This window comes from Paenibacillus sp. EZ-K15 (assembly GCF_002573715.1).
In the GTDB taxonomy this organism is placed as follows: domain Bacteria; phylum Bacillota; class Bacilli; order Paenibacillales; family Paenibacillaceae; genus Paenibacillus_AQ.
The window spans coordinates 180,929-200,868 of record NZ_PDHM01000010.1 but is presented as its reverse complement, the minus strand read 5'-3'; the positions used below and the strand labels follow the sequence as shown (position 1 = coordinate 200,868).

The window sequence follows — 19,940 nt, the reverse complement described above, 5'->3', positions numbered from 1 at the left end:
AGATATCACCAACCTTTTTCAGAATCGGAAAGGCCCAGGAGGTTGGAACGCACGTCGGCAATCAGGTACAACGTGCCCGACACCACCCCAAGATCCTCCGCTTCCGTCCGTGACTTCAACTCTTCAAGTGCGTTTTTCCAATTTGGTTCTATGATGATTTGCAGTGTATGTTTGGCGTATTTCTCCCTTACCTGCTCTACGATGTCACCAAGCGCCTTGGCGTCCAGTTTCTTCCGGAAATCCGGTTCAGTCAGGATAAGCGTATCCACTATTGGCAGTATATGCTGCAAATACGATTCATGATGCTTATTTGCCAGCATTCCCATCATTAAGTTCAATTTCCGATACTTATAGATCTGCGGCAAGCTTTTGGCCAAGGTTTCAGCCCCTTCGGGGTTGTGCGCACCATCGAGAACAATCCGCGGGGAGGACTGTACTTGTTCCAGTCTTCCCGCCCAGAATGTATCCTTAAACCCTGTACGTAATTCTTCTTCATCCACGATAAAAGCCATGTACTGGCGAAGCACCTCCAGCGTCATCATGGCAAGCGCAGCATTGGCGCATTGGTGCTCGCCTTGCATCGAGATGTCCAGATCCATGTCCCGGAACGGGCCCTTAAAGCGGAAAGTCTGGCTTTCTTCATCCCCGCGCAGTCTCTCATAGGAGAATTGTTCATCTACGAGATACAGACTTGTACGGTTTTTTTCTACCGTTTGTTTCAGAATTTCGACAGCCTCAGGCTGAGTTACCGTACTCACCACAGGGACTCCAGGCTTGATAATGCCAGCCTTCTCCGTGGCGATCTCCTGAATGGTATCACCCAGAACGTCGGTATGGTCCATTCCGATATTCGTGATCACCGAAATGATAGGATGAACGATATTGGTTACATCAAGGCGACCACCAAGACCAGTCTCCCACACCACCACGTCCGGATAAGAGACCTCAGCATAATAAAGGATCGCAAGGGCTGTGGACACCTCAAACATCGTGGGCGATCCAAGCCCGGAGCTCGCCACTTCGGCTACAAGCGGCTCTAAGCGATTCGCAAGCGCCAGCAGCGTTTCTTCCGGTATGTCCTCGCCGTTATACTGAAACCGATTGGTAAACTTCGTAATATAGGGAGAAGTGTAGGTGCCAACCGTGAATCCCCCTTGAAGCAAAACCTTTGTTAAAAAAGCGCATGTGGAGCCTTTTCCATTCGTTCCGGCCACGTGAATAAATTTCAACCGCCGTTCCGGATGGTCGAGCAGCTCCATCAATCGCTGAATTCTATCCATGCCAGGGCGGATTCCAAACGGAATCAGCCCATTGATCCAAGCTACCGCTTCCTCATAGGTATGGAACGGAGCTACAGCTGCTGCTGCCGAATGATCAACCATCGTTCTCACCTTCTGGTCCAAGTTCATCTTGCCCTCAGCCTCTCAATTCTTCGATGCGTGCGATCACTTTACTGCGTTTGTCCGAGTAATCCACAAGCTTCGCCCGTTCTTCTTCAATCACCTTTTCCGGTGCTTTCGATACGAAACCAGGATTGTTCAGCTTCTTCTCCACACGCTCGACTTCGCTGTTCAAGTGCTGAATTTCCTTCTCCAGACGCGTGATCTCCTGAGCGATATCGATCAGCCCGGCAAGCGGCAGATACATTTCAACACCTGTAACCACAGCGGTCATCGCCTTATCCGGCGCCTCAAGCGCAAGGGAGGACTGATACTCCGACGTGTTGCAGAAGCGGCAAATATAATCCGCATTGCGATCGATAATGCTGGCAATTTGCTCGCTTACCGGCTTCAATTGCAGCTCCACTTTTTTGCTCATCGGTACGTTTACTTCCGCCCGGATGTTACGTACAGCGCGGATGACATCCATCAGCAGGTTCATTTCGGTAACAGCTTCCGTATTCTCAAACGCCTCATCATAGGTCGGCCATGAAGCCAACATCACCGTCTCGCCTTCATGCGGCAAATGCTGCCAGATCTCTTCGGAGATGAACGGCATGAACGGGTGGATTAAACGCATCGTGCGGTCCAGCACATAGGCAAGCACCGACTGCGTCTTTTTCTTGGCCGCTTGATCCTCGCCATACAGGGACAGCTTGGCAAACTCGATATACCAGTCACACAGATCATCCCAGATGAAATTGTAGAGCAGTCGACCGGTTTCGCCAAATTCGTAGGCATCAATTAGACGCGTAATGTCGCGGGAAGTTTCGTTCAAACGATGCAAAATCCACTTGTCGGCCGTTCCCAGCTCTCCGGAAATGTCGATATCCGCGGCCGTGAAGCCCTCCAGGTTCATGAGCGCAAAACGTGACGCATTCCAGATCTTGTTCGCGAAGTTACGCGCTTGTTCCACGCGTTCCCAGCGGAAACGAAGATCCTGGCCCGGTGTACTGCCGGTCGATATCATATAACGCATGGCATCTGCGCCATACTGTTCAATAACCTCAAGCGGGTCGATACCGTTTCCGAGCGACTTGGACATCTTACGGCCTTCGCTATCCCGGACCAGACCATGGATCAGCGTATCTTTAAACGGCATTTGATCCGTAAATTCAAGCCCTTGGAAGATCATCCGCGATACCCAGAACGGAATAATATCATAACCCGTCACGAGAACGCTCGTCGGATAATAACGTTTGAAATCCTCGCTGTCCAGATTCGGCCAGCCCATGGTCGTGAACGGCCACAACGCGGAGCTGAACCAGGTATCCAGGACATCCTCGTCCTGTCTCAGATCGTCCTTGCCAAGCTTCGCTCGCGCTTCCTCTTCATTCATGGCAACAACCACTTCGCCCGTAGATTCGGAATACCAGGCCGGAATCCGGTGGCCCCACCACAATTGACGGGAAATGCACCAATCGCGTACATTCTCCATCCAATGCAGGTAAGTTCGCTCGAACCGGTCAGGAACGAAGTTTACGCCCTTGCCGGATTTCTGCGCATCCACAGCTGCTTCCGCAAGCGGCTGCATCTTAACGAACCACTGCGTCGACAGATAAGGCTCAACCACCGCACCGGATCTTTCGCTATGGCCAACCTGATGGACATGATCTTCGATGCGGAGCAATACGCCCGATTCCTTCATGTCGTTTACGATCTGCTTGCGGCATTCGCTCCGGTCAAGACCTTGGTACTTACCGGCAAACTCATTCATCGTCCCGGATTCATCCATCACGGTAATTTGCGGCAGATCATGTCTCTGACCCATTTCGAAGTCATTCGGATCATGCGCCGGCGTAATTTTAACCGCTCCGCTGCCAAAGTCCTTCTCAACGTACTCATCGGCAATAACCGGAATCTCGCGGCCGACAATCGGCAGGACCAATGTTTTGCCGATCATGTCTTTATAGCGTTCATCTTCCGGATGAACAGCTACCGCCGTATCGCCAAGCATGGTCTCCGGACGGGTGGTTGCTACAGTAATGGAGCCGCTGCCGTCTTTTAGAGGGTATTGCAAGTGATACAAATGGCCATTGACCTCTTTGTACTCCACTTCAATATCGGACAAAGCCGTGCGAGCAGCCGGGTCCCAGTTGATGATGCGTTTTCCGCGATATATGAGCCCTTTATCATAGAGCTTAACGAATACTTCCCGAACCGCTTCCGACAACCCCTCGTCGAGCGTGAAACGTTCTCTGGAGTAATCGAGGGACAGGCCGATCTTGGACCATTGATCACGGATCGTATTCGCATATAGATCCTTCCATTCCCACACTTTCTCGAGGAATTTTTCACGTCCCAGATCGTATCGGGTAACGCCTTCTTCGCGAAGCTTCTGCTCAACCTTGGTTTGCGTAGCGATGCCCGCATGGTCAGAGCCCGGCAGCCACAGCGCATCATAACCCTGCATCCGCTTTACGCGAATCAGAATATCCTGCAGCGTAAAGTCAAGGGCATGGCCGATATGAAGCATTCCCGTAACGTTTGGTGGAGGAATAACAATCGTGTACGGCTCCGCGTCCGGTCGTTTGCCAGCTTCAAAGAAGCCGCCTTCCTTCCAGTACGGATACCATTTTTGTTCAGCTGCCTTCGGATCATACGTCGTCGGCATTTCTAACTGGGATTGGTTTTGTTTTTGATCCATATTTTCGTACCTCCGATACTGTTAATCAGTTTTGCCAACCCGAAATGTTTTAGCCTCCGGGCGTGGCCATGGATATCAATGTTTGGCGTGAAACAAAAAAAGCCCTTCGTCCTCAAAGGACGAAAGACTGTTCTCTCGCGGTACCACCTTTGTTTCGTGCTTATAATAATCCATCAACCGTGTCCTCCCATGAAGAACATGAAAGGCTTACGATCAAGCACGACACTTTACGCAGATAACGGCTGCGGCCGGCGAACTCTAACCAGGGTAGCAATCGATCCCTACTCTATCTCAAGTCCGCAACTCCGGGGTGACTTCGGCAAGCTGGTTCCTGCGGAATCTCACAGCGCTTGATAGCAATTCCGCTCTCTGAAGGCCATACCTTCCTACTCTTCCCGTTCAACGTTGTTCTATCTTTTGAAATACCTGTACATATTCTATTCAAATATACCGTGGTTGTTGCATATAGTCAATATTTCGAGTGTTTCCGATCCATTTAGACATCATACCTGCCGAATCAATAAATCTTATACTGCAAAGAGGAGCCTAAGCTCGTCCTATTCCCCTCTTCCTCTTACCGATTCCCCGCCAAATAAAAAGCAGGCCAAGGATGTCCTTCCTTGACCTGCTTGTTCTTACGAAATTGCTCCCCCCGCCGATTACTGGGGAATGTATAATACCTGTCCTTCTTCCACATTCTGCTCGGACATGCGATTATATAACAAAAGCTCTCGTGGCGTCAGTTGATAACGCTCGGCAATCACGTCGAGTGTCTCCTCACGCTGTACAATGCACATCCGGACCTTGCGGAACGGCGTTTCCTCGCGGCGGTTACCCAAGAACAGACTCTTCCACTCCACATCCTCGGCCGATGCGGAATCAACCAATTCCTCCGTCTCTTCTTCCTCGTCCCGAGCAGCTTGATCCTGATCCTGAACCGTTCTGCTCGATTGAAGCAATGAAGATAAGCCTACACCCGATGTGCTGTTTGTGCTGCTGTTCTTCGTGTTAAAGGCCACCTTTAACTCCGGCTTGGTCGGAACCTCTTCGGCTTTAACGGAAACCTCCTCCGCAATATCATCCATATCCTCCAAAGGTACTGCTTCCTCAGCAAAGACAGCCTGGGTTTCCTCCGTTTCCAGTGATTCCAGCACCGGTACGGCTTCAACTTCTTCGTCCTTACGCTCAGTGACACCAGGGAAACCGGCTGCTGAATCTTCCTGCACCGGCTCCGGCCGGGAGGCAGCCCGTTCGAATTGCCATACACTTGGAATCGACGGCTCAGCTGCCTGAGCTTCCGTCTCGCTATGTAAGGCATATTCGACCGTATCCCGGGCTTCAGTCGCACCGGAGATGCTTAGGGTGCTGTCCGCGGCCTGTGAATCCCGAGTTTGGTTCTCGTACTGCGCCCAGGATTCCAGATACTGCTGTGTGCGCGCATCCGTCCCGGACTCTTGGGCTCTGGGCTGAGCCTCGTTGAAGTAAGAAGGTGAAGCCGAATTCGCGTCAGAGTTAGCTCCGCCTTGAAACTGGTCATACGGGTTGGCTGCGAACTGCTGCTCCCCGTTCGAATAATCTGTCGCTTCAGGAGCATGTACCACTGTGAATTCCTCATTGGCCCATACTTGGTCACGGGCTCCCGGAGCCGCCGCCTGAATTCCTTTGAGCGACAGAACCCCTGTAATGTTCAAGCTGCGCTTAGATAACAAATCCACGTCAAAATTCTCGATCTCGACCGCGATGTCATCCAATGATGATACCCGGTTCAGCGGGACCGTGATTTCGACCGGAATCCAATGTTCGAGCGGCTCCGTCTCTCCAGCTTCGGTGTCACCTTTATACAGGCCTGCAAGAAGCAGATGACCCCGAAGCGTGGCCTGGTCCTGCTGACTGATCACCTGAATATGCGGGATCAACTCCGCCTCTTCCAATTCATCGATTCCCGGCAAATCTTCCGTTAAATTAATACGCTCGTAAATATCGAACCGCAATCCGTAGGACTGGTCAAACACGGGAATGTCCTCCTTTTTGGCATATACTATCCGTGATCTGTTATCACGGCATGAGCCTAAGTTTTGCCACTCAATTTATCTATATGCCGAAAATAGGAGAGCATGACTTTTTTGCGAATTGTGCGTGAAAGTTACCGGTTCATTCAGGATTTTGCAAATTTTCTTAACGGCCCGCTGACTCTATGATTTGCTCTCTTAACTCCAACATATCCTGAGGCCAGGGCGCTTTCACCTCAATACTCTCGCCCGAGAGAGGATGTGTAAACAACAGACGTTCGCCATGCAGCGCCTGGCGCGGAAACGTCCCGGGTCCTCCGTATAAGGAATCTCCCAGAAGCGGATGTCCCATATGACTTAGATGCACCCGGATCTGATGCGTACGGCCGGTTTCCAGACGAATTTGCAGCAGGCTGGCTTTTGGATACACTTCAGATGAGAGAATATGCGTGATCGCAGCCTGCCCAGTTAATGAAACCCTCCGGCGGCTTGCATGATAGCGGTCTTTGCCTATCGGCAAATCAATTCTCTTCAGATCCTGCGAGACCCTCCCCTGAACGATAGCCGCATAAATCCGGACGATCTTCTTCTCCCGCATGGCCTCGTCAAGCTTTAGCTGCGCATATTCATTCTTGGCGTACAGTACGGGACCTGTTGTGTCCTTATCCAGCCGATGAATATGCCGGACTGCCGTATGAATGCCTTCGGCTTCGTAATATGCCGCTACCACATGATTCAGCGTCGTCTCCGTGCTCTCGTTGTCCGGATGGACCGCCATGCCGGCCGGTTTGTTCACGACCAGGCAGAAATCGTCCTCGTACAATACATCTAGCTCCTGCCATCTCGGTTCGATGCCGTAATCCCGATAAGGAAAAAGGACCAGCCGAAGCCGGTCCCCTCTCCATTGTATCCCTTGTTCATGATGAAGCTTGCGATACAGCTTCTCGGGCATACCGACCGTTTCCATAAGCCACTTGGCAGCAGCCTCGTTCCGATCCGGCTGACTAAGCAGCGCCTTGCCCGGCGTCATCTCCAGCCATTCGCCGCGTTTACTCCAATTGCCCCCGTAACTCATAGGCTCTTGAAGGCATTGTAGTTGGCTTCGATGGTGGCATCGATATCTTCCACCGTATGCGCTCCCGAGATGAACATGCCCTCGAACTGGGAAGGAGGTACGCTGACTCCCTCTTGTACCATCGCTGCAAAATATTGACGGAAACGATCCAGATCACTTGTTTTGGCCGTATCAAAATTGACAACCGGCGTATTCGTGAAGAAAGGACATACCATGGACCCGATCCGGTTGATCGTAAGCGGGATCCCAAATTCCTGAGCGTTTCGCTCAAATCCGGCCTGAAGGCGGGCTCCCCGTTCCTCCAGCTGTTCATAGATAGCAGGCGTCAACAGTTTCAGAGTCGTGTAGCCGGCCGCCATGGCGAGCGGATTTCCGCTTAACGTTCCTGCTTGATAGATCGGCCCTGCCGGTGCAATCTGATCCATCAGCTCGCGCTTGCCTCCATAAGCACCGACTGGCAGACCGCCGCCGATCACCTTGCCCAGACATGTCAAATCCGGCGTAACCCCATAACGTCCTTGCGCGCAGTTCAGATCCACGCGGAATCCGGTCATGACCTCGTCGAAAATAAGCACTGTACCATAACCGGAAGTGACCTTACGGAGTCCTTCCAGGAACCCTGTCTGTGGAGGTACCACGCCCATGTTGCCGGCCACCGGCTCAACAATGACTGCGGCGATCTCTTCGCCGAACCGCTCGAAGGCAAGCTCTACTGACTCCAAGTCATTATAAGGAACGGCAATGGTGTTGGAAGCCACGCTCTCAGGGACACCCGGACTATCGGGAAGACCCAGCGTTGCGATGCCCGATCCCGCCTTGATCAGAAGGCTATCAGCGTGACCGTGATAGGAGCCCTCGAATTTGATGATTTTGCTGCGCCCGGTATAACCGCGCGCCAGCCGGATGGCGCTCATGGTAGCTTCCGTACCGGAATTTACCATTCGCACCACCTCCATCGACGGCACGCGCTCGCAGACGAGCTTCGCCATCTTCGTTTCCAACAGAGTTGGCGCACCAAAGCTTGTCCCCTTCGCAGCGGTCTCCTGAAGCGCTTCAACGACCTCAGGGTGCGCGTGGCCCATAATCAGCGGTCCCCAAGAACCTACGTAATCGATAAAGCTGTTGCCATCGATATCATATACGCGGCTGCCTTCTCCGCGATCGATATAAATCGGTGTTAGTCCCACAGATTTAAACGCACGTACCGGACTGTTGACACCGCCGGGAATGTATAACTTCGCTTCTTCAAAAGCAGAACGCGATAATTCTTCTTTCCGCATATCTTGGCTCATACTATGCACTCCTAACTCTTTAGTCGTTATTGGTTACTTGCTGCGCATCCACCGTGCTGCATCCTTCGAGAAATACGTGATGATAATGTCCGCACCGGCACGTTTCATCCCCGTCAGCAGCTCCATCACAATCGCCTGCTCACTGATCCAACCCTGCTGAGCAGCCGCCTTAATCATGGAATATTCCCCACTTACGTTATAAGCGACAATCGGCAGATCAAACTGGTCTCTCAGCAATCTGACAACGTCAAGGTAGGCCATAGCTGGTTTCACCATCAGCATATCGGCGCCTTCCAGCACGTCCGTCTCCGCCTCGCGAAGCGCCTCTCTCACATTGGCCGGATCCATCTGATAGGTTTTACGGTCGCCGAACTGCGGAGCAGAATCGGCAGCTTCACGGAAGGGTCCGTAAAAGGCTGAAGCATACTTAACCGAGTAAGACATAATCGGCACATTATAAAATCCGGCTTCATCAAGTCCAGAACGAATAGCTTGGACAAAACCGTCCATCATGTTGGAAGGTGCAATAATATCGGCTCCCGCCTTCACTTGGGAAACCGCTGTACGAACGAGCAGTTCCAGCGACTCGTCGTTTAATACATCGCCGCAGGTGTGACCATCACGCTCAAAGGTATGAACCATACCGCAGTGACCGTGGTCGGTAAATTCGCACAGGCACGTATCCGCAATCACCAGAAGATCAGGATACCACGACTTGATGAGACGGGTTGCCTCTTGAACAATCCCGTCATCCGCAAAACCGGATGTGCCCACGCTGTCTTTGGTCTCGGGAATTCCGAACAGGAGCACAGCAGGAATGCCTAGACTTACGATTTCGTCTACTTCCTCTTTCAAGGTATCGAGCGAAAAATGATAGACCCCCGGCATCGAGGAAATTTCGGATTTCACACCACTGCCATAGGTAACGAAGATCGGCTGAACCAGATCCTCCGTATGAAGCACGGTCTCACGGACCATGCTGCGAATGCCGGCATTTTGACGCAGCCGACGATGGCGTACGATTGGAAAACTCATGACGTATACCTCCAGATGATGTAATTTTTGATCATGTATTTAAAAGATAAGGATATTATGGCGCAACGCGGCGTGGATCGTTCTCATTCCAAATGCACAAGGCCTTCACCAGACTGTCGATCGTCGCTTCCTCGGCGAGGAGGGATACGTGCAGACCGGCTTCCTCTGCCGTCTGGGCGGTCAAAGGTCCGATGCAAGCAATCGTCGATCCTTTTAACAGTTCGGCAGGATCTGCTACGCCCATCCCCTTCAGCGCCTTCAGCAGATTGGTAACGGTAGAGGAACTGGTAAACGTAACCGCGTGAATGCCGCCATCTTGAAGCAGCTTCAACAGCTCATCATCGTCCTCACCACACAGCACGTTCTCATAGATCACGGCTTCCGTCACGAGCAGACCCATTTCCGTCAGCTTCTCCGGCAGCCACTTGCGTGCCAGATCGCCGCGAGGCAGCAGCACACGCTGACCAGGCTTGAGCTCTGAACCGTAAGCATCGATAAGGCCTTCCGCCTGGTACCGCTCCTTAATGACTTCAGCGGCTATGCCGTAATTACCAAGAGCATGGGCTGTTGCTGGACCAACCGCGACGATGCGGGCAGAGGCTAGGGAACGAATATCGCGCCCATTCTCCTTCAAGTGGCGGAAAAAGAATTCGACTCCGTTCACGCTGGTAAAGAATACCCAGTCATACGTACTCAGCTTGTCCAGTGCTTGTTGAACGCCAGCAAGCACTTCGTCCTTCGAAGGCATGACGATTTCAATGACGGGAAATTCATAAGGCTCTCCGCCGAGCTCTTCGATTTGGGATACCAATGCACTGGCCTGGCTTCGGGCCCTCGTAACCAGAATTCGTTTACCGAACAGAGGCAGCCGTTCTGCCCACTTCAGGTGCTCCCGTTGAAGCACCACCTGTCCAACGACGATGACGGCAGGCGGCTGAAAATCCGCTGCCTTGACTCTGTCCTCGATGTCTGCCAGCGTCCCCGTCAGCGTATCTTGCTCCGCTCGGGTTCCCCATCTAATAAGAGCCACCGGGGTTTCTGGCGGTCTGCCGTGCTTGATCAGCTGACGACTGATATAGCCGATCTTGGCCACACCCATCATAAAAATCAAAGTCCCCGTTGCATTGGTCACCTTATCCCATTGAATCATCCGATCCAGCTTTTCGGGACTTTCATGCCCGGTAATGATAGATAAAGATGAAGCATGGTCACGATGCGTCACCGGAATCCCGGCATAAGCCGGAACGCTGATCGCTGAGGTGATCCCCGGTACAATCTCGTACAAGATACCATGACGGTATAATAGTTCCGCTTCTTCGCCTACTCTACCGAAGATGGTTGGATCGCCGCCCTTTAAACGGACGACCGTCTTGCCTTCCAAAGCATAATCAACCAGCAGCTGATTGATCTGCTCCTGCTTCATCGTATGCCGATCGGGGAGCTTGCCTACATAGACCTTCTCCGCTCCGGGCTTCATCCACCGCAGCAGCCGAGGGCTGGCTAATCGGTCGTACACCACGACATCCGCCTTCTCAATGCATTCCTTGCCTTTAATCGTGATCAGGCGTGCATCGCCCGGTCCTGCACCCACGAGATAAACCTTGCCTGCCATCCCCTCAACCCCTAACTTGTGCCAGTATCTTCTCCGCTCCTTTAGCTTTCAGCTTTGCAGCCACTTCCACTCCGAGCGATTCAGGGTCGGTTCCTTCGGCGCTTTCCTTCAATACGATTTCGCCGTCAGGAGAGCCAACCATTCCTGTTAATTGTATAACGTTTTGTGCTCCGCGGGAATCTTCGGCATCCACATTCTTCAGGACAGCGTAAGCCCCGATAGGCACCTGGCATCCTCCGTTCAGCTCACTCAGAAACTTCCGTTCAGCCGCAACGGTTCGTGCGGTGACCTCATCATTATAAAGTGAGAGCAAATGCAGCAGCTCAGCATCGTTCTCGCGGCATTCAATCCCGAGTGCGCCCTGGCCAACGGCAGGCAGGCTGATTTCAACCGGCAAGTACGATGTGATCCGATCCTCCCAGCCCATGCGCTGAAGACCGGCGGTCGCCAGAATGATGGCCTGAAATTCACCATCCTCCATTTTGCGAATGCGAGAATCGATATTCCCTCGAATCCATTCGATCTGCAGATCCGGCCGATAGGCCTTGAGCTGGCTGGACCGGCGCAGACTGCTTGTCCCCACCTTGGCACCTGTAGGAAGGTCATCCAGCGTTGTCCCTTCTTTGGAGATCAGGCAATCACGAGGATCCTTTCTTGCCGGTACCGCGCCTGACACCAAGCCTTCGGGCAGAACAGAGGGCATGTCCTTCATGCTATGAACCGCCATATCAATCTCACCGTCGATCATCGCCTGCTCGATTTCTTTGACAAACAATCCTTTGCCGCCTACCTTGGAGAGGGTAACATCCAGTATGCGGTCGCCCTTGGTGACGATTTTCTTGACGGTGAAGTCATAGTCCAGACCATGCTCCTTGGCTAAACGCTTTAAATCATCAATAACCTGTCCTGTCTGTGTCAGTGCCAGAGCACTTTGTCTACTGCCAACTACGATTGTGCGCATCTTTCATTCCTCCTGATTATTCGCAATCCACTGCTTGATTTTGTCCTCACTCCAGGGCGCATAACCTTCGCGGCGAATCTCTCCGAGCATATCCATGCGGTATGCCTTGTGCAGCAGCCGCCTGCGTGCATCAGCGGACTCCACCTCTTCCCTGATTATCGAACGCATCCTATATAAAAAATCCAAATAATCCTCATACTCAGGCCCGAACTGTTCTTCGAGCTCGTCGCGTATACCGCGTGCGGCCATTGGCCCTGCTCCTGATGTTGATACAGCCAGTGTAAGCCTCCCTCGCCGCAGCACCGTCGGGTTGATAAACGTCCCGGCCTCGCCGTTGCTGGCTACGTTAACCAACACGCCAAGACGATCGGCGTCCTCCGCTATCTTCAGGTTCAGCATGCTGTCGTCCGTTGCCGCATGAACCATGAACGCGCCTGTCAGATCGTCTGATTGATACTTCCGCTTCGTCCATCGAAGAGCCTTCTCATTGGCCAAACGTTGAAGTTTCTCGCTTCGTAGTATGGGACTTACAATATGTACGCTTGCCCCGGCATTCAGCATGGTGTCGGCTTTACGTTCCGCCACCTTGCCGCCGCCGACAATCAAGCATAGACGTCCCCTGCAATTCAGCAGGACGGGCACATAATGATCATCATATGCCATCTGCCATCACACTCCTGACCAACTATGGAAAGCGGACCACGTATTGAGAAAGAAATTCAAAATAATGAATCCATACCCGATTAAGGCCCATATGGCTGCTTCCCTGCCTGACCTTCTCCACAGGCGACGTTTGATGAAATAAACCAAATACATCGCAAGAGCCGTCAATGTAGACAGGACTTTGATATCCAAGAACAAGGTCCATCGCCCAGCCATGGCCACCGACATGACGGCCAAAATGAGCGACATGACCAGAATAATCGTTCCAGCCATCAGCGCTTTATAAGAATAAACATCAAGCTTCTCCAGACTTGGCAGCCTGCGGATCGTATCATTCCATTGCTTGTGCTTCAGTTTCCGGTGAAGGAACATATAAATCGCCGCAAACACAGCCCCGACGGTCAAAGCGGCGAAGCTGACACTCGCCAGGGCAATATGAATAAGCAAGAGACGATGTTCCGTCTCCCAGCTGTACAATGCATTGTCTCCCGCCGTGAACCATAAACGATTGACCAGCATGACGCTAAACCCGACGAGGTTCATTAACAGGACGGCAAATTCCGACCGCTTCAAATACGCCAGGGCAATCGAAGTAATCGATATGCAGAACGCCAGCAGGAACAGGAAATCAAACAGCGTAAACACCGGGAAGTGAAAATGTCCGCCTTCCATCGCTCTGATGCTGATTCCGGTGAATTGTAACAGTGCAGTAATGACAAGAAGCCCTGTGCCTATCCGCTTCGCCACCGAATTGCGTGAAACGCAATCCGAGATATAAAACAGAAGGCTCAGGGCATAGATACAAATGCCGGTGATATAAATTAAGTTTAACAGCATGGGTTTGTACTCACCCTCCTCAAAGGGTGGCTGGGGCTAGAGACACCTTAAGCGGTTTCTCTTCTGCCTGCTGATCTACAGCATTCTTCGTCCGTTCAGCTTTAACGGGTGCAGTTGCTTTCTTGTTGCGGCTGCGGGCTTCCTGCTCGTTCTCATGGATCAGGCTTTCCAGCGCAAAGATTTGTGAAAAATAATCCAGTGCTTCACCGCCCTGCTTGCCGCCCGTCATTTCCTTAATCCGGTTAATGGGATCATGCATCATCTGGTTAACGATGCTCTTGGTCAAACGACGGATGACTTTTCGCTGGCGTTCATCCAGTTCTGGAAGCTTGTTGAACAAGCTTTCCATCGTTTCTTCATGAATGGTATTCGACTTCTCCTGCAAGGCCCGAATCGCCGGTCTGACACCGAGCGTCTTCAGCCATGTGTGGAATGCATCCATCTCTTCTTGAATCATTACTTCAATCTTCGCTGCTTCCACCCGGCGCATTTCCATATTGGTCTCTACAATGCCTTCCAGATCATCAATATCGTACAAGAACACATTGGAAAGTTCCCCAATCGCCGGATCGATATCCCGTGGCACAGCAATATCAATCATGAACAACGGGCGGGCTTGACGTTTCTTCATGCTCTCTTTAACCCGCTCCGCATTCAGAACATATTCATTCGAGCCCGTAGAGCTAATAATAATATCGACTTCATGCAGCAAATTCTTGGCTTCGGCTATGGTGCACGGTGTCCCTTGGAACTTGCGTGCAAGTTCCTCCGCACGGCCAAGCGTACGGTTGGCTACAATTACTTCCGCAGCACCGTTGGCATAAAGATGCTTCACGGTAAGTTCGCTCATCTTGCCTGCGCCGAGAATCATTACTTTTTTGTCGTTAAACGTACCGAAAATCCGTTTACCCAGTTCCACCGCAGCATAGCTGACAGAAACAGCACTCTCTCCGATCGATGTCTCGGAATGAGCCCGCTTGCCGAGCGTAACAGCTTGCTTAAACAACATATTAAACCAAGTACCAGTGGCGTTCTGCTGCTGCGACGTCAAAAAAGCATTGCGCACCTGTCCCAGGATTTGCGTCTCTCCAATGACCATGGAATCCAAGCCGCAGGTAACCTTAAACAGATGGGAAATCGCTTGTTCGTCTTCATATATATAGAGGTGCTGTGTAAATTCTTCACGATTAATGCCGAACCACTGTTCCATAAAACTGCGGATAAAGTAGCCGCACATATGAAGGCGGTCTACCACAACATAAATCTCAGTACGGTTGCAGGTAGCGACAATGACGCCCTCCAATACGCTCTTGGTCGAATTTAGCTGCTCTAACGCCTTCGGCATGTCTTCTTCCGAGAATGTAAAACGTTCTCTGACTTCCACGGGCGCCGTGCGATAGTTCAACCCAACAACGACGATGTGCATTGCATGTTCACCTGCCTATTTCTCCGAGTAGTTTTGCCGTTCACAACGGACTGTCTTGACCCTGTTCATTATATCACAGTATACTGAGCACCCTTGTCTATTTTATGAAATGTTTATGAAATCCCCATACTTCTTCATTCCATTCATGAAGATTTCTACCTGTAGATCGTACCTTACTATTGTGGATATAGAACACCTTAGATATACGTGTTATTTTCTACGAAATCTCATTTCAGAGAACGACGGACTGGAAATCGGCCGTACTTCTCAATCCCCAAAATAAATAACCATGGAAACCTCCATGGTTATAAGTATAGGCATTTTTTTAGAAGGCTGGATTAAACGAGTTCAGCCTGGTTCATCTCAGGCGTTTCCACGGTCATTTCGCCGAGTCCTCGCACGAGTTTCTTAGCATAGCATTTTTCAGGTTTCAAAGCGGATACCAGATAGTCAATAGCCAGTTGCGGATCTACTGTCTCCCCGCAGGTATAACAGTCAATCGCAGCAAAACCTCTCTCAGGGTATGTGTGAATCGAGAGATGGCTTTCCGACAGCAACACCAGCACAGTTGCACCTTGTGGTTCAAACTGCTTGGATTGGACGGACATTACCGTTGCTCCACATGCTTCAGCGGCTTCCACCATCTGAGCTTGCAAAAATTCTGCACTGTTCAATAGTTCAAAATCGACTCCCCAAGTATCAACAGCAACGTGTCTTCCGAAAGTTGAGTATTCCATCTTCCGGTTTCCCCCTTCCTAGGAATAAAATGTTTGAAAATTTCATCCGCTAGGACCTACGTCATTCACTTCCCGAGGGAATAATCTCTCGCAACATTACATGTCCTGAGTGAATCCTGGTTCCTATATTCTTTTCAACGAGATTAAAAATAACATCTATGACGCTTAAATGCAACACCTTTTTCGAAAATTACCCATAAATATTTTACAGCTCAATATATGTGCGTCTGAACCACTTGGTGTCATGGATCCATGAATAACAACAAGAAGATTCTAGCTAACCTGATAATACGAAAAGCCGCCCTGTTACAGGGCAGCCTCCTTAGGCCTCTAGCACGAATAGGCGTTGATTAAACCGTCGCAGCCGCTCATCTATGGTCTTCGTAATAAGATTATCATTCCCTGCTGCAATCCGTTGGTCCAGAAGCACGTTAATGTGATGCTGGATGGATTCGATCTCTTTCTCTGCTTCATTGCTGTTGAAGAGTCGCTGCAGCTCTCCTGCCGTATTCTTGTACTCATAAATGACAATGCTGTCGTTCCCGGTGACTTGCGTAATTCTGTGCACCGTTCCCGCGTGGTAGTCGTAGCTCATCGTAAAGCCGCGATAGATCCGATTCACTTTACCTGATCCCTTAAAAGCCGCAAACAGTTTGCGTACGGCATTTGTCAGATGGGGAGTAACCAATCGGCACGACAGCTCACAGACGTACAAGCCATTCTTGCGTTCAAAGGGCAAATGAACTTCTTCCCCGCTTTCATCTTCGAGCACGAACTCCTGCTCTCCGCTATCCATGACTTTTACCCGGTTAGTAACCCGGAAAGCTTGGGTATATTGCAGAAATTGATCCATTTGAATGTCCGTCATTTGCATTGTGGCATTAACATATTCTGTGGCTAACCGCTGAGCCATAAAAATCTCCCTCAATTCTTTTAACTTACTACCATTATACAGCAGATCCAAGCGGTCTTTCCTGTCTTTCGAATGAGAATATCCATCATATTTCATAAAAAAACGGAATTAGCCGGAATCAGAGCGATATTTCCCGCAAGATGCTCACTTTCCTGTAAAGAATTCACCGATTCCCTATATTACCCTTGAAAAAAATATCACGAAATTAACCGGATCAGGCTTGCTCATTGCTTTCCGTTTCCGAATCCAGATATGGCTCTTCTTCTTCATCCTTAGTCCCCATATGAGACTCCATGATGGCCCATAACTCATCTTTACCCAGACCGAGCTCGGATGAAAACATGACAAAAGAGTGATAGGGTTTGAAGCCGAGTGTTTCCTTCACGATCTTTACATGCTTCTCTCGGCGCGTTTTCGGAATTTTGTCCGCCTTGGTCGCAACCACGCATACCGGCCGGTTATAATGCTGCAACCATTCATACATGCTGATGTCATCTTTTGAGGGCGGGTGACGCATGTCCACAATCAGTAATACAAGCTTCAGTTCTTCCCGGCTGAGCAAATATCTCTCAATCATTTCGCCAAATGCCGCACGCTGGGTCTTGGATACCTTCGCATAACCATAGCCGGGAAAATCGACCAGATACAGGTCGTCGTTCACCCGATAATAGTTGAGCTGCTGGGTTTTCCCCGGTGTTGAACTGGTACGGGCCAGGTTCTTACGGGATATCATACGGTTAATCAGTGATGACTTGCCCACATTGGAACGCCCTGCCAGAGCAATTTCCGGCAAGGCGTCTTCAGGATATTGAGCAGGTACGACAGCACTGATGACAAACTCGGCTTTCGTAACTTTCATAATTAGACTTTCCTCTCTAGTGCACTCCCGCTTGTTCAACGAGCGCATGCTCCAGAACCTGATCCATATGGGATACCGGAACGAACTCAACGTCGTTCTTCACGCTGTCAGGTATATCACGCAAGTCACGTTCGTTATCCTTAGGGAGTAATATTTTTTTGTAGCCGGCACGGTGGGCTGCCAGGGATTTCTCTTTCAAGCCACCAATCGGAAGAACGCGTCCCCGAAGTGTAATTTCCCCCGTCATGGCCACATCACGGGCTACATGCCGTTTGGTTAAAGATGAGATAAGAGCCGTCGCAATCGTAATGCCGGCTGAAGGGCCGTCCTTCGGAATGGCTCCCTCCGGGATATGGATATGGACATCCAGCTTCTCGTGGAAATCCGGATCAATGCCCAGTTCTACCGCCTTCGAGCGGGTAAAACTGAAGGCGGCTTGAGCCGATTCCTTCATCACATCACCCAGTTTACCCGTCAAAATCAGCTTGCCGGTACCAGGCACCACGGTAACCTCAATGGTCAGCGTCTCGCCGCCCACTTCCGTCCACGCAAGCCCTGTTACCGTGCCTACTTGATCTTCAAGCTCGGCCATGCCATAGCGAAACTTCGGAATGCCGAGATATTCCTTAATATCGTCAGCCTTAATCTCAATGGATTCCGATTGATTGGTCACGATCTGTTTGGCTGCTTTGCGGCATAGCGCAGCCACTTGCTGCTCCAGATTCCGCACCCCGGATTCACGGGTATATTCCCGGATCACCTTCATGAGTGCTTCCTCTTCCAGAATCAACTGCTCCGGCGCAAGCCCATGCTCACTCTTCTGCTTGGGCAGCAAATAACGATTGGCAATCTGCAGTTTCTCCAGTTCCGTATAGCCTGGAATGTACAGCACTTCCATCCGGTCCAGAAGCGGTCTTGGAATGTTGTGAAGCACATTCGCCGTTGTGACAAACATGACGTTAGACAAATCAAAAGGAATTTCCACGAAATGATCGCTGAACGTATTGTTTTGCTCAGGGTCAAGTACCTCAAGCAGTGCGGAAGACGGGTCGCCGCGGAAGTCGGAGGCCATCTTATCGATTTCATCCAGCAGGAACACAGGATTCATCGAACCCGCTGTTTTCATGCCTTGAATGATACGTCCCGGCATAGCCCCAACATAAGTGCGCCGGTGACCGCGGATTTCCGCCTCGTCTCTTACTCCGCCTAATGAAACACGAACGAACTTACGTTCCAAAGATCGGGCAATAGACCGGGCCAGCGATGTTTTACCGACCCCTGGAGGACCAACGAGACATAGAATAGGCCCCTTCATCTTCTTCACCAGCTTTTGGACCGCCAGATATTCCAGCACGCGTTCCTTCGGCTTCTCGAGACCGTAATGATCCTCATCCAGCACTTGCTCCGCTTTGACGATGTCCAGATCATCCTCGGTCTTGTTCGTCCATGGCAGCGCCAGTAGCCAATCGACATAGTTCCGAATCACGCCGCCCTCTGCAGAGCTTGCCGGCATTTTCTCGAGTCGGTCGATTTCCTTCTCTACCTTCTCATGTACGCGCTCCGGCAGCTCAAGCTCCTGAAGCTGACTTCGAAGTTCCTCTACTTCTCCTGCACGGCCTTCCTTGTCGCCAAGTTCTTTCTGGATGGCCTTCATCTGTTCGCGCAAATAGTATTCCTTCTGGGTCTTCTCCATTTGCTTCTTGACCCGCTGGTTGATCTTGCGCTCCAGCTCCAGCACTTCACGCTCGTTATTCAGTATATCTAGAAGTTTCTCGAGGCGTTTGCGAACATCAATTGTTTCGAGAATTTCTTGCTTATCCTTGATCTTCAGTGACAAATGACTCGTGATGACGTCTGCCAGTCGGCCCGGCTCATCAATATCGGAAACGGCCGCCAGTGTCTCTGGTGTCACCTTCTTCGACAGATTGATATAATTCTCAAACTGAGACAGTACGGTTCGCATTAATGCGGAAACTTCAGGGTCATGATTCTCTTCTTCGGGAAGCTCCCGAGCGATGACCTCATAGTATTCCTCTTGATCCGTATATTCAATAACTTCCGCCCGTTCCATACCCTCCACTAGCACACGTATGGTACCGTTAGGAAGCTTAAGCATCTGGCGTACATTCGCAACTGTGCCAATCCGAAAAATATCATCCTGCGTCGGTTCTTCAATGTTCACTTCCGATTGAGAACATAGGAGAATCAAATTGTCTTCAACCATCGCCTTTTCTAAAGCCTTTACCGATTTCTCCCGGCCTACATCCAAGTGAAGCACCATGCTTGGATAGACCAACAGACCTCTCAAAGGCAGTAAAGGAAAACGACGACCTTTGGATTTACTGGGTCCCATCGCTTTCGCACCTCCAATGGCTCTCAATGTTGACACTATTCCTATTTTATCAAATCTGCGTATAAAAAACCAACCAAACGAA

At 50.8% G+C, this 19,940-nt stretch carries 15 protein-coding genes and 1 other annotated feature; all 15 genes read right to left on the bottom strand.

The annotated features are described in order from the left end of the window. Positions 1-5 precede the first annotated feature (5 nt). The 15 genes from CRG97_RS07900 to lon all read right to left on the bottom strand — a co-directional run bounded on the left by CRG97_RS07900 (position 6) and on the right by lon (position 19,858). A complete protein-coding gene (locus CRG97_RS07900; RefSeq protein ID WP_098742540.1) occupies positions 6-1,409 on the bottom strand; it encodes a bifunctional folylpolyglutamate synthase/dihydrofolate synthase in 1,404 nt (467 codons plus the stop codon). 7 nt (positions 1,410-1,416) lie between these two features. Beyond that, positions 1,417-4,086, bottom strand: a complete 2,670-nt coding sequence (locus CRG97_RS07895; RefSeq protein ID WP_098742539.1) for a valine--tRNA ligase — start codon at positions 4,084-4,086, stop codon at positions 1,417-1,419. A gap of 112 nt (positions 4,087-4,198) precedes the next feature. After that, positions 4,199-4,498: a binding site (T-box leader), on the bottom strand. A 247-nt stretch (positions 4,499-4,745) separates the two neighbouring features. After that, entirely contained in the window at positions 4,746-6,098 is a 1,353-nt protein-coding gene (locus tag CRG97_RS07890) for a LysM peptidoglycan-binding domain-containing protein (RefSeq protein WP_098742538.1), read from the bottom strand. Positions 6,099-6,261: 163 nt separating this feature from the next. After that, the gene (locus CRG97_RS07885; RefSeq protein WP_098742537.1) at positions 6,262-7,170 is read right to left on the bottom strand and encodes an RluA family pseudouridine synthase; all 909 of its coding nucleotides are present in this window, start codon (positions 7,168-7,170) and stop codon (positions 6,262-6,264) included. After that, complete coding sequence (gene hemL / locus CRG97_RS07880) at positions 7,167-8,462, bottom strand: glutamate-1-semialdehyde 2,1-aminomutase (protein ID WP_098742536.1); 1,296 nt, start codon at positions 8,460-8,462, stop codon at positions 7,167-7,169. The genes CRG97_RS07885 and hemL overlap by 4 nt, the downstream gene beginning before the upstream one ends. Before the next feature lie 33 nt (positions 8,463-8,495). Next, positions 8,496-9,497, bottom strand: coding sequence for a porphobilinogen synthase (gene hemB, locus CRG97_RS07875; RefSeq protein ID WP_076323120.1), 1,002 nt, complete (start codon positions 9,495-9,497; stop codon positions 8,496-8,498). A 55-nt stretch (positions 9,498-9,552) separates the two neighbouring features. Then, entirely contained in the window at positions 9,553-11,109 is a 1,557-nt protein-coding gene (gene cobA, locus CRG97_RS07870; RefSeq protein ID WP_098742535.1) for a uroporphyrinogen-III C-methyltransferase, read from the bottom strand. 4 nt (positions 11,110-11,113) lie between these two features. Next, on the bottom strand, positions 11,114-12,070 hold the full coding sequence (gene hemC, locus CRG97_RS07865; protein WP_098742534.1) for a hydroxymethylbilane synthase: 957 nt from the start codon (positions 12,068-12,070) through the stop codon (positions 11,114-11,116). Between the two features lie 3 nt (positions 12,071-12,073). Further along, complete coding sequence (locus CRG97_RS07860) at positions 12,074-12,733, bottom strand: precorrin-2 dehydrogenase/sirohydrochlorin ferrochelatase family protein (protein WP_098742533.1); 660 nt, start codon at positions 12,731-12,733, stop codon at positions 12,074-12,076. A gap of 6 nt (positions 12,734-12,739) precedes the next feature. Next, a complete protein-coding gene (ccsA, locus tag CRG97_RS07855) occupies positions 12,740-13,570 on the bottom strand; it encodes a cytochrome c biogenesis protein CcsA (RefSeq protein WP_076323116.1) in 831 nt (276 codons plus the stop codon). Between the two features lie 19 nt (positions 13,571-13,589). Next, positions 13,590-14,996, bottom strand: a complete 1,407-nt coding sequence (hemA, locus tag CRG97_RS07850) for a glutamyl-tRNA reductase (RefSeq protein ID WP_076323115.1) — start codon at positions 14,994-14,996, stop codon at positions 13,590-13,592. Positions 14,997-15,334: 338 nt separating this feature from the next. Beyond that, positions 15,335-15,733, bottom strand: coding sequence for an adenosylmethionine decarboxylase (speD, locus tag CRG97_RS07845; protein WP_076323114.1), 399 nt, complete (start codon positions 15,731-15,733; stop codon positions 15,335-15,337). Positions 15,734-16,055: 322 nt separating this feature from the next. Then, entirely contained in the window at positions 16,056-16,646 is a 591-nt protein-coding gene (locus CRG97_RS07840; protein ID WP_076323113.1) for a non-ribosomal peptide synthetase module, read from the bottom strand. 214 nt (positions 16,647-16,860) lie between these two features. Beyond that, on the bottom strand, positions 16,861-17,505 hold the full coding sequence (gene yihA, locus CRG97_RS07835) for a ribosome biogenesis GTP-binding protein YihA/YsxC (RefSeq protein ID WP_237566337.1): 645 nt from the start codon (positions 17,503-17,505) through the stop codon (positions 16,861-16,863). Positions 17,506-17,521: 16 nt separating this feature from the next. Next, entirely contained in the window at positions 17,522-19,858 is a 2,337-nt protein-coding gene (gene lon, locus CRG97_RS07830) for an endopeptidase La (protein ID WP_098742531.1), read from the bottom strand. Between the last annotated feature and the right edge of the window lie 82 nt (positions 19,859-19,940).

What these genes read in the sequence shown, in the direction of transcription:
- CRG97_RS07900 (WP_098742540.1), bottom strand. Translation starts at nt 1,409, where the DNA reads ATGAACTTGGACCAGAAGGTGAGAACGATGGTTGATCATTCGGCAGCA.
- CRG97_RS07895 (WP_098742539.1), bottom strand. Translation starts at nt 4,086, where the DNA reads ATGGATCAAAAACAAAACCAATCCCAGTTAGAAATGCCGACGACGTAT.
- CRG97_RS07885 (WP_098742537.1), bottom strand. Translation starts at nt 7,170, where the DNA reads ATGAGTTACGGGGGCAATTGGAGTAAACGCGGCGAATGGCTGGAGATG.
- hemL (WP_098742536.1), bottom strand. Translation starts at nt 8,462, where the DNA reads ATGAGCCAAGATATGCGGAAAGAAGAATTATCGCGTTCTGCTTTTGAA.
- hemB (WP_076323120.1), bottom strand. Translation starts at nt 9,497, where the DNA reads ATGAGTTTTCCAATCGTACGCCATCGTCGGCTGCGTCAAAATGCCGGC.
- cobA (WP_098742535.1), bottom strand. Translation starts at nt 11,109, where the DNA reads ATGGCAGGCAAGGTTTATCTCGTGGGTGCAGGACCGGGCGATGCACGC.
- hemC (WP_098742534.1), bottom strand. Translation starts at nt 12,070, where the DNA reads ATGCGCACAATCGTAGTTGGCAGTAGACAAAGTGCTCTGGCACTGACA.
- CRG97_RS07860 (WP_098742533.1), bottom strand. Translation starts at nt 12,733, where the DNA reads ATGGCATATGATGATCATTATGTGCCCGTCCTGCTGAATTGCAGGGGA.
- ccsA (WP_076323116.1), bottom strand. Translation starts at nt 13,570, where the DNA reads ATGCTGTTAAACTTAATTTATATCACCGGCATTTGTATCTATGCCCTG.
- hemA (WP_076323115.1), bottom strand. Translation starts at nt 14,996, where the DNA reads ATGCACATCGTCGTTGTTGGGTTGAACTATCGCACGGCGCCCGTGGAA.
- speD (WP_076323114.1), bottom strand. Translation starts at nt 15,733, where the DNA reads ATGGAATACTCAACTTTCGGAAGACACGTTGCTGTTGATACTTGGGGA.
- CRG97_RS07840 (WP_076323113.1), bottom strand. Translation starts at nt 16,646, where the DNA reads ATGGCTCAGCGGTTAGCCACAGAATATGTTAATGCCACAATGCAAATG.
- yihA (WP_237566337.1), bottom strand. Translation starts at nt 17,505, where the DNA reads ATGAAAGTTACGAAAGCCGAGTTTGTCATCAGTGCTGTCGTACCTGCT.
- lon (WP_098742531.1), bottom strand. Translation starts at nt 19,858, where the DNA reads ATGGGACCCAGTAAATCCAAAGGTCGTCGTTTTCCTTTACTGCCTTTG.